This is a genomic window from Pseudomonas sp. TNT2022 ID642, from assembly GCF_028656995.1.
GTDB lineage: Bacteria > Pseudomonadota > Gammaproteobacteria > Pseudomonadales > Pseudomonadaceae > Aquipseudomonas.
The window spans coordinates 128,383-137,203 of the sequence record NZ_JAMDGW010000002.1 but is presented as its reverse complement, the minus strand read 5'-3'; the positions used below and the strand labels follow the sequence as shown (position 1 = coordinate 137,203).

The following is an 8,821-nucleotide window of genomic DNA, read 5'->3' as shown; positions in this document are numbered from 1 at the left end:
CCTTTCGGCTTCGATGAACTGAAGCAACCTACTATCGAAACCTACATAACTCTTTGAATCTCAAGGAGTTTTCCGTTTCGACTGCGCCGGAAGTGGGGCGAATTATAGACATCTGAAATCTGCCGTCAACCGTTAATTGCGCTTTTCTATCGATCAGTTGAAAAAGCCCCCTTCTATATAGACGTAACTCAAGCGAATGCGCAGTATATTGCCCAACACCAACAATATTGCCTTGCTCTTACCTTGGACGATGCCACGTAATGAATGACCAGCCACGATCTCTTGCCTCAATGCTGTTCCCGGTTGGCCTGCTATTAATAGCCATGGCGTCGATCCAGTCCGGCGCCTCTCTGGCCAAAAGCATGTTCCCCATCATTGGCGCTCAGGGAACCACCACGCTGCGCCTGATCTTCGCCAGTGTAATCATGCTGCTAATCCTGCGCCCCTGGCGAGCCAGGTTAACTGCCAGATCACTGCGAACGGTCATCGTCTATGGCATGGCGTTGGGCGGTATGAACTTCCTCTTCTATATGTCATTGCGCACGGTTCCCCTGGGAATCGCCGTTGCCCTTGAATTTACCGGGCCACTGGCGGTAGCCATCTATGCGTCACGCCGTGCCATCGATTTTCTCTGGATTGCTCTGGCCGCCGCTGGCCTGCTTCTGCTGATTCCAACAGGCGCAACCAGCGCCGGAATCGATCTGGTGGGCGCCGGCTATGCATTGGGAGCGGGTGTCTGCTGGGCGCTATACATCCTGTTCGGTCAGAAGGCCGGTGCCGATAACGGTGTGACGACCGCAGCATTGGGGGTAATGATCGCCGCGCTGTTCGTGGCCCCTATCGGTATCGTGCATGCAGGTGCAGCCCTGCTGACTCCTTCTCTGATCCCGATTGCCATTGGTGTCGCCATTCTGTCCACCGCCCTCCCCTATACACTGGAGATGGTAGCCCTCACTCGCCTGCCGGCACGTACTTTCGGCACATTGATGAGTATCGAACCAGCCTTCGGAGCGTTATCGGGCCTTCTGTTTCTGCATGAATTCCTCACGCTGTCACAATGGATGGCGATCCTGTGCATTATTCTGGCGTCCGTCGGCGCCACTATGACCATGGGTAGTGCTGCGAAACCCGCCATCGCGGCTGATTGAAAGAGGTTTTTACGAAGGTCTGGCAATTGCTGCGCATTTAGGCCATGTTTAGACCCGTAACCCAATGCCAGACATGGATTTTTTCGGACAGGGATTTCAAAACGCTTAAAGCGCAAGCGAACACAGGCAAACCCGAGCGTCAGACTCGTGGCCTATAAGGACGGTAATGAAACGAATTTTGATACTGATCGCCATACTTGCAGTTGCGGGCTGTGCGGCGACGTCGGAAACTCAGGTAAAACGCGGAAAGAAGGGGCTGCACATCAACTGTTCGGGGCTATCGTCCTCCTGGGACAAGTGCTACGCCAGCGCCGCCAACGCGTGTTTGCCAAAAGGTTACAAGGTCATCGCCAAATCCGGTGACGCCGTGGAAGAACCCGGCGATTATCCGTTCGGTCTCAACCCTGCGGGTTACACCAGTCGCAGCATGATCGTCATCTGTAAGTAGCTCAGCGCTGCCCGGCAATCTGCCGGCCAATCTCTTCATGGCTGGACTTCAGCACCGCTTGCTGAACGTCCGGCGTAGCCAGCATACGTGCCACCACCAATGCTCCGACGCATTGCGACAGCACCGACCACGCCAGGGTCTCGCTCTCGAGTATCTGCGCCCAACGCTCATGGAGCCGGCAGATCCATAACTGCGCCTGCTCGCGCACCTGGACATCCGATCGGGCGATTTCTGCGCCCAATGCCGGCAACGCGCAACCGGCCTCAGGCTGTTCGACGTGGGCCATGCTCAGATAGTGCTTGAGACAACGTTCCAGTCGCTCACGATCCTGCGCGCCCTCGCCCCCCAGTCGTTCAAGGCTTTGCCCCAACTCTCGCTCGACGATGGCAGTGAACAACGCATCTTTGGACGAGAAGTGGCTGTAGAACGCCGCACCACTCAACCCTATAGCCTTCATCAGACCATCGACGCCTACCGTGGAAAAACCCGACCGCTTTGCTGAAAGCGCGCTGCTCTGCAAGAGCTTTTCCCGGGTTTCCAGTTTGTGACTGGCGGAGTAACGCATGTATTTGCCCTCGAATCGACTGCCTTGACGTTGCCTGGATCCTAGCATAACGTTCGTTCACTTAACGATCGTTTAATAAAGGGATTCACCCATGAACAACAAGAAGGTCGTATTGGTTGTCGGCGCAGGCGATGCCACGGGCGGAGCGATTGCCAAGCGTTTTGCCAGTGAGGGATTCGTCGCCTGCGTTACCCGGCGCAGCGCCGACAAATTGCAACCGCTGGTGGACGCGATCAAGGCTGAAGGCGGCGAAGCCCATGGTTTTGCCTGCGATGCGCGCAAGGAAGAAGACGTCATCGCCCTGATCGAAGACATCGAAACCCGCCTCGGTCCGATCGAAGCCTTTGTGTTCAATATCGGCGCCAACGTGCCGTGCAGCATTCTTGAAGAAACCGCGCGCAAGTATTTCAAGATTTGGGAAATGGCCTGCTTCTCAGGTTTCCTCAATGCTCGTGAAGTAGCCAAACGCATGGTCACTCGCCAGCGCGGCACGATTCTCTTCACCGGAGCCACCGCCGGACTTCGCGGCTCATCCGGATTCGCCGCATTCGCCGGCGCCAAGCACGGCATCCGCGCACTGGCGCAAAGCATGGCGCGGGAACTGGGGCCGATGAATATCCATGTCGCCCACGTAGTAGTCGACGGTGCAATCGACACCGATTTCATCCGCAACAGCTTCCCCGAGAAATACGCCACCAAGGATCAGGATGGCATCCTCAACCCCGAGCACATTGCCGAGAATTACTGGTATCTGCACAGTCAGCCACGGGATGCCTGGACGTTCGAGCTGGATCTGCGCCCCTGGAACGAACGCTGGTAAGCCCACGCCATAACAATAACTAGCGAGACACGAAAATGACCAAAACCGTGGAGTTCTATTTCGACCTCGGCAGCCCTGCCACCTATCTGGCCTACACCCAGTTACCGAAGATTTGCGCCGAGACCAACAGTGAGCTGATCTACATTCCGATGTTGCTCGGTGGCGTCTTCAAGGCAACCGGCAACGCATCGCCGGCGATGATTCCGGCGAAGGGTCGGTATATGTTTGAGGATCTGGATCGCTACGCGAAACGCTACGGGGTGCCGCTGAGATTCAATCCGCATTTCCCGATCAACACACTGATGTTGATGCGTGCCGTCACTGGCATCCAGTTGCGGCAGCCAGAACGCTTTCAGGCGTTTATCGATTGTCTGTTCACGGCGCTGTGGGTTGAAGGACGCAGTCTGGACGAACCGGAGACGGTTGCCGCTGTGCTGAGTGAACACGGCTTCAATCCGCTTGAAGTGCTGGCACTGACTAACGACGAGTCCGTCAAAGCCGTACTCAAGGACAACACCGAGACCGCGGTTAAACGCGGCGTGTTCGGCGCGCCAAGCATGTTCATCGGCAATCAGCTGTTCTTCGGCCAGGATCGGCTCGACTTTGTTGAAGAGGCTTTGCGCCAAATCTAGGCGATCATTCAGGCGCTGGTAACAGCGCCTGAATTCCACCTGATCAGATGGCGGCAGTGCGGCTGTTCAGCCATTCCAGCGCGGCACCTTCAAGCAACGGGCTAAGGCGCTCACGCACTTGCGCGTGATAGTCGTTGAACCACTGCTTCTCTTCTTCCGTCAGCAGCGCTGGCAGCAGGCAACGCGTGTCGATCGGGCACAGCGTCAAGGTTTCGAATTTGAGGAACTCACCGAATTCGCTGCTACCCGCCTCGCGATTCATCGCCAGGTTCTCGATACGTACGCCCCAACGGCCCGGACGATAGGTGCCCGGCTCGATGGAAGTAATCATCCCCGGCTGCATGGCCGTCTGCGGTGCAGGCGCGGCCTGATAGGCGATCACCTGCGGACCTTCATGGACATTGAGGAAATAGCCAACGCCATGACCGGTACCGTGACCGTAATCGACGCTTTCGGCCCAGATCGGCGCACGGGCAATGGCATCGAGCAGCGGCGAGAGAATGCCTTTCGGGAACTGTGCGCGCGACAGCGCGATCACGCCCTTCAACACGCGCGTGCAATCGCGCTTCTGCTCTTCGCTCGGCGTACCAACCGGCACCATTCGCGTGATGTCCGTGGTGCCGCCCAGGTATTGACCGCCCGAGTCGATCAGCAACAAGCCGTCGCCCTCGATCACCGCGTGCTCTTCTTCGGTGGCGTGGTAATGCGGCATGGCGCCGTTGGCGTTGAACGCGGCGATGGTGTTGAAACTCAGCGAGACATAATCCGGACGACGCTCACGGGCAGCGGTGAGTTTTTCGTCGATGGTCAGTTCGGTAATGCGCTCGCGACCCCAAGCCGATTCCAGCCAGGCGAAGAACTCGCACAGCGCCGCGCCGTCCTGCTCCATGGCTTTGCGAATATGTTCGGCGTCGGCTTCACTTTTCTGCGACTTGGCCAACGTGGTCGGGTTCAGGCCTTCGACCAGCTTCACCGTGCTGTCGAGGTTATCCAGCAAGCCGCTGGTAACGCGCGCCGGGTCGACCAGCAGGCTCGCGCCACTCGGCACGGCACGCAGGGCATCAGCGACTTCGCTGTAATCACGCAGCGTTACACCATCCGTCTCGAGCACCGCGCGCAACTCCGCGTCAACCTTGCTCAGCGCCACGAACAACGTCGCTTGCTGTTGATTGATCAAGGCGAAGGAAACAAACACCGGGTTGAACGACACGTCGCCGCCGCGCAGGTTGAACAGCCAGGCGATGTCGTCGAGGGTGGCGATGAAATGCCAGTCAGCCCCGCGCTCTTGCAAGGTTTCGCGCAGTTTGGCGAGTTTCTCGCCACGGCTGACGGTCGCTTGCGGCGGCAGATGCTGATAGATCGGTGCATTCGGCAGGCTCGGGCGATCGCTCCAGACTTCCTGCAGCAAATCGATGTCAGTGCGCAGACGTGCACCGCGTGCTTCCAGTTTGCTGCTCAGCGTACGCGCCGACGCCACCGCCATCACCGCACCGTCAACCGCGACCACACCACCTTCCGGTGTCTGCTCGGCAAGCCAGTCCAGCGGGCTCGGTTGACCCGGTTGCAACTTGACCAGCTCGATGCCGCTGCCGTTGAGTTCCTTGGTCGCCTGTTCCCAGTAACGACTGTCGGCCCAGACGCCGGCGAAATCAGCGGTGACAATCAACGTCCCGACCGAACCATGGAAGCCCGACAACCACTGCCGGCCCTGCCAGTAACCCGGTAGATATTCCGACAAATGCGGGTCGGCGGACGGCACCAACAGTGCGTGAATGCCTTCGCGGCGCATCAGTTCGCGGGTGTGCGCCAGGCGCTGGGGCACCGATCCTTCGGTCGAGGTCTGGGTACTCATCATGTCTCCTGCTAATCACTTCATCGTTATTGTTCGTAGCCGTGAGGTCGGCTCGTTTAAAGCCCTGTCGCCCAGAATGCCGGAGCACTGGCGCAGGCGGTCTTGATCAGTTGAACAGCCTTGTCGATATCTTCGGCGGTGGTGAAGCGGCCGAGGCTCAGGCGAATGGTGCGACCGGCCAGATGCGCATCATGCCCCAGCGCCAACAGCACGTGAGATGGCGTGTTACTGGCGGAGTTGCAGGCCGAGGTCGCGGAAAACGCGATCGAATGACTCAACGCCGCGCTGTTGAATTCGCCTTCGCTGAAGGTCAGGCTCAAGGTGTGCGGAATACGTTGAGTGGCGCAGCCGTTCAAGCGTACGCCCGGCAAACTCAGCAGTTGTTCGAGCAAGCGTTCGCGCAGTGCGACGATGGTTTTTTTCTCGGCATCGAACGCCTCGGCGGCCAAGGCAAACGCTGCGCCCATCCCGGCAATCTGGTGCGTCGCCAAGGTTCCGGAGCGCAAACCACCTTCGTGACCGCCGCCGTGAATCTGCGCCTGCAACCGCTGCTGTGCCCGCGGGCCGACGTACAACGCGCCGATGCCTTTGGGACCGTAAAGTTTGTGTGCGGAAAACGACATCAGATCCACCGGCCATTGCCCCAGATCGATGGCCACTTTGCCGGCGCCTTGCGCCGCATCGACGTGGAACAACGCCTCACGGCTACGCACGACTGCGCCAATCGCTTGAACATCGTTGACCGTGCCCAACTCGTTGTTGACCAGCATCAGCGACACCAGAAAGGTGTCCTCACGCATGGCTTCACTGACCGCTTGCGGCGTGATCAGGCCATCGGCGTCCGGCACCAGATAAGTCACGGCGATGCCGGCGTCCTGCAACTGGCGGGCGGTATCGAGGATGGCTTTGTGTTCGATCTGACTGGTAATGATGTGGCCGCCGGACACCCCGCGCGCCTGCGCCACGCCTTTGAGGGCGAGGTTATTGGACTCGGTGGCACCGGAGGTCCAGACAATCTGCTCGGCATTGGCGCCGACCAGTTCGGCGACCTGTCGGCGGGCCTGCTCGACCGTGTGTCGGGCTTGCTGGCCGAACGCGTGGGAGCTGGAAGCCGGGTTGCCAAAGTTACCGTGAAACCCCAGACACTCGATCATCACCTGGATGACCCGCTCGTCAACCGGGGTGGTGGCGGCGTAATCGAAATACAACGGACGTGTGTTCATAAAAGACTCGCAGAGCGTGTTCCGGGATCAGGAGGCTCGTGTCTGCAAACGGTACGGCGCAGCCTTGTGAGCTGCGCGTCGGTTCGAGAGCGTCATCAATACCTGATCGGATGCCGTTAAAGAAGAACAACTTCATTTAAAAGTGCGTAGGAACGCTCCTGAAGTCGAGCTTAACAGGCATCCGGCCTGCGGTTGAAGCGATGCGTCAGCTAAAGCTTTCGAGAAGTAACGGGTACAGCGAAATCACCAACAGCGCCGCCATGCCCCAGTTGAACACGCGCAACCAGCGCGGATCCTTCAGCACATTGCGCAACAACGTACCGCAGGCCGCCCAGACGCCGACGCTCGGCAGGTTGATGATGGCAAACACCGCGGCAATCACCACGACATTGGTGAAATAGCCCTGCATCGGCGTGTAGGTGCTGATGGCGCCGATGGCCATGATCCACGCCTTGGGATTGACCCACTGAAACGCGGCGGCGCCAAGGTAGCTGATCGGCTTTGCCTCGCCTTCGGCACTGTCGCCGACGGGGCCCGAGTGAGCAATTTTCCACGCCAGATACAGCAGATACGCCGCGCCGACATAGCGCAGAACCGTGTAGAGAATCGGATAGTTCTGAAACACCGCGCCGAGGCCAAAGCCCACCGCGACAACAAGAACGAAGAAGCCACAGGTAATTCCGAGCATATGCGGGATGGTGCGGTTGAAGCCGAAGTTAACCCCCGATGCCAGCAACATGGTGTTGTTCGGCCCCGGCGTAATCGAGGTGACAAGGGCAAACAGGGCAAAGCCCAACAGCAGGTCAAGCGAGAGGGTCATGGCAGGCAATCCATCAGGGTCATTCAGGTGTTGACCCTATCCCACACCGCCCGGCAAGCCCACGGACAGTTGGGTAAAACTTCTACCAGTACAGTTTGTTTTCAGCTAGGACGACCGTGCAGCTGTACGGCACGTTCGGCACTCATTTCAGCTTTTTTGTCGAACTGGGTCTGACCGAGTAATTGCGCTTTTTTCGCGTGGTATTCGTCGAAGGACAGGCCGCTGCGATTGAGCGCTTCCATCGCCAATTCGCGGGATTCTTCATCGGTGTAAGGACGCAGCTCCGGCGAAACGTGTCCGGCACAACCGGCGAGTACAGAGACAGCGAGCAACAGGGAAACAGTCAGTAAACGATTCATGGGAGCGTCCTGGCGAGCAATGGGGAGTCGATGGACAAAGGCTACGCCCCGGCACGCCCGCGCAGAAATCAACGCTCTCAATAGTGGCTATCAGGAAATCGACACGCGTCGGCGCATATCTCCTAACGATCTATAAATATCGATTAACGTTCTTTTACGGAATAACAAACAGCCTTTATAACTTCATCCATGCGCTGACCACTGTTGCTCCAGCAACTGTTGCTCAGTCAACACCGATTCAACAAAGCGCCTCGCTACTCACAGGGGCGACCGCCACGCTAACGCTCAACGCCTTGTAAACCGGGGCTTCCAGGAATTGGTACAGCGCTTGCTCAGACCCGGTGACTCATTCACTGCTCGCTGAGCAACTGTTGAAAAAGGAACTGATCATGTCGCGTCCCCTGAAAGTCGTCGCCCTCTCCGGCGGCACCTGGCGTCCGTCCCGTACTTTGGTGCTGACCCAAGCCTTGCTCGCCGAATTGGCCGGGCATTTGACCATCGAAAGCCATTTGATCGAACTCGGTGATATCGCTCGCCCGCTCGGTGGCGCGCTGTCGCGTCAGGAGCTCAGTGCCGAGGTTGAAGCCGAGTTGCAGGCCATTGAACAGGCCGATCTGTTGATCGTGGCCGCGCCGGTTTATCGCGGTTCCTACCCGGGCCTGCTCAAGCATCTGTTCGACCTGATTGACCTCAATGCACTGATCGACACGCCGGTGCTGCTGGCCGCAACCGGCGGTAGCGAACGTCATGCGCTGGTGCTCGATCACCAGTTGCGCCCGCTGTTCAGCTTCTTTCAGGCCATGACGTTGCCAATCGGCGTGTACGCCACCGAAGCCGACTTCGCCGATTACCAGATCACCAGCGAACTGTTGAAGGCGCGCATCCGCCTCGCGGCCGAACGTGCAGCGCCGCTGTTCGCCACCCAAATCAAACCTTTGCTGAAAATCGCCTGAG

General features: G+C 58.5%; 10 protein-coding genes. 5 read left to right on the top strand and 5 right to left on the bottom strand.

Annotated elements, in window-relative coordinates; genetic code table 11:
- The first annotated feature begins 260 nt into the window (after positions 1-260).
- Positions 261-1,148: a threonine/homoserine exporter RhtA gene (gene rhtA, locus M5G26_RS04050; protein WP_150694238.1), complete on the top strand. Its 888-nt coding sequence runs from the start codon at positions 261-263 to the stop codon at positions 1,146-1,148.
- A 166-nt stretch (positions 1,149-1,314) separates the two neighbouring features.
- Complete coding sequence (locus M5G26_RS04045) at positions 1,315-1,596, top strand: hypothetical protein (protein WP_007917561.1); 282 nt, start codon at positions 1,315-1,317, stop codon at positions 1,594-1,596.
- Position 1,597: 1 nt separating this feature from the next.
- Here the strand turns inward: M5G26_RS04045 and M5G26_RS04040 are convergent, their stop codons facing one another.
- Entirely contained in the window at positions 1,598-2,161 is a 564-nt protein-coding gene (locus M5G26_RS04040) for a TetR/AcrR family transcriptional regulator (protein ID WP_134176271.1), read from the bottom strand.
- Positions 2,162-2,252: 91 nt separating this feature from the next.
- Here M5G26_RS04040 and M5G26_RS04035 point away from each other — a divergent pair, with 91 nt between their 5' ends.
- Positions 2,253-2,981, top strand: coding sequence for an SDR family oxidoreductase (locus M5G26_RS04035; RefSeq protein WP_134176272.1), 729 nt, complete (start codon positions 2,253-2,255; stop codon positions 2,979-2,981).
- Positions 2,982-3,016: 35 nt separating this feature from the next.
- The gene (locus M5G26_RS04030) at positions 3,017-3,613 is read left to right on the top strand and encodes a 2-hydroxychromene-2-carboxylate isomerase (protein WP_273914500.1); all 597 of its coding nucleotides are present in this window, start codon (positions 3,017-3,019) and stop codon (positions 3,611-3,613) included.
- A gap of 43 nt (positions 3,614-3,656) precedes the next feature.
- Here the strand turns inward: M5G26_RS04030 and M5G26_RS04025 are convergent, their stop codons facing one another.
- From M5G26_RS04025 to M5G26_RS04010, 4 genes are all read right to left on the bottom strand, one after another.
- Positions 3,657-5,465 (bottom strand): aminopeptidase P family protein, encoded by a 1,809-nt coding sequence (locus M5G26_RS04025; protein ID WP_273914499.1) that lies wholly within the window; start codon positions 5,463-5,465, stop codon positions 3,657-3,659.
- Positions 5,466-5,521: 56 nt separating this feature from the next.
- Entirely contained in the window at positions 5,522-6,688 is a 1,167-nt protein-coding gene (locus M5G26_RS04020; protein ID WP_223027880.1) for an aminotransferase class V-fold PLP-dependent enzyme, read from the bottom strand.
- 205 nt (positions 6,689-6,893) lie between these two features.
- A complete protein-coding gene (locus tag M5G26_RS04015) occupies positions 6,894-7,508 on the bottom strand; it encodes a LysE family translocator (RefSeq protein WP_095113070.1) in 615 nt (204 codons plus the stop codon).
- Positions 7,509-7,609: 101 nt separating this feature from the next.
- Positions 7,610-7,867 (bottom strand): hypothetical protein, encoded by a 258-nt coding sequence (locus tag M5G26_RS04010; RefSeq protein WP_007917547.1) that lies wholly within the window; start codon positions 7,865-7,867, stop codon positions 7,610-7,612.
- A gap of 389 nt (positions 7,868-8,256) precedes the next feature.
- Here M5G26_RS04010 and msuE point away from each other — a divergent pair, with 389 nt between their 5' ends.
- The gene (gene msuE, locus M5G26_RS04005) at positions 8,257-8,820 is read left to right on the top strand and encodes an FMN reductase (RefSeq protein ID WP_016985421.1); all 564 of its coding nucleotides are present in this window, start codon (positions 8,257-8,259) and stop codon (positions 8,818-8,820) included.
- The last annotated feature ends 1 nt before the right edge of the window (position 8,821 follow it).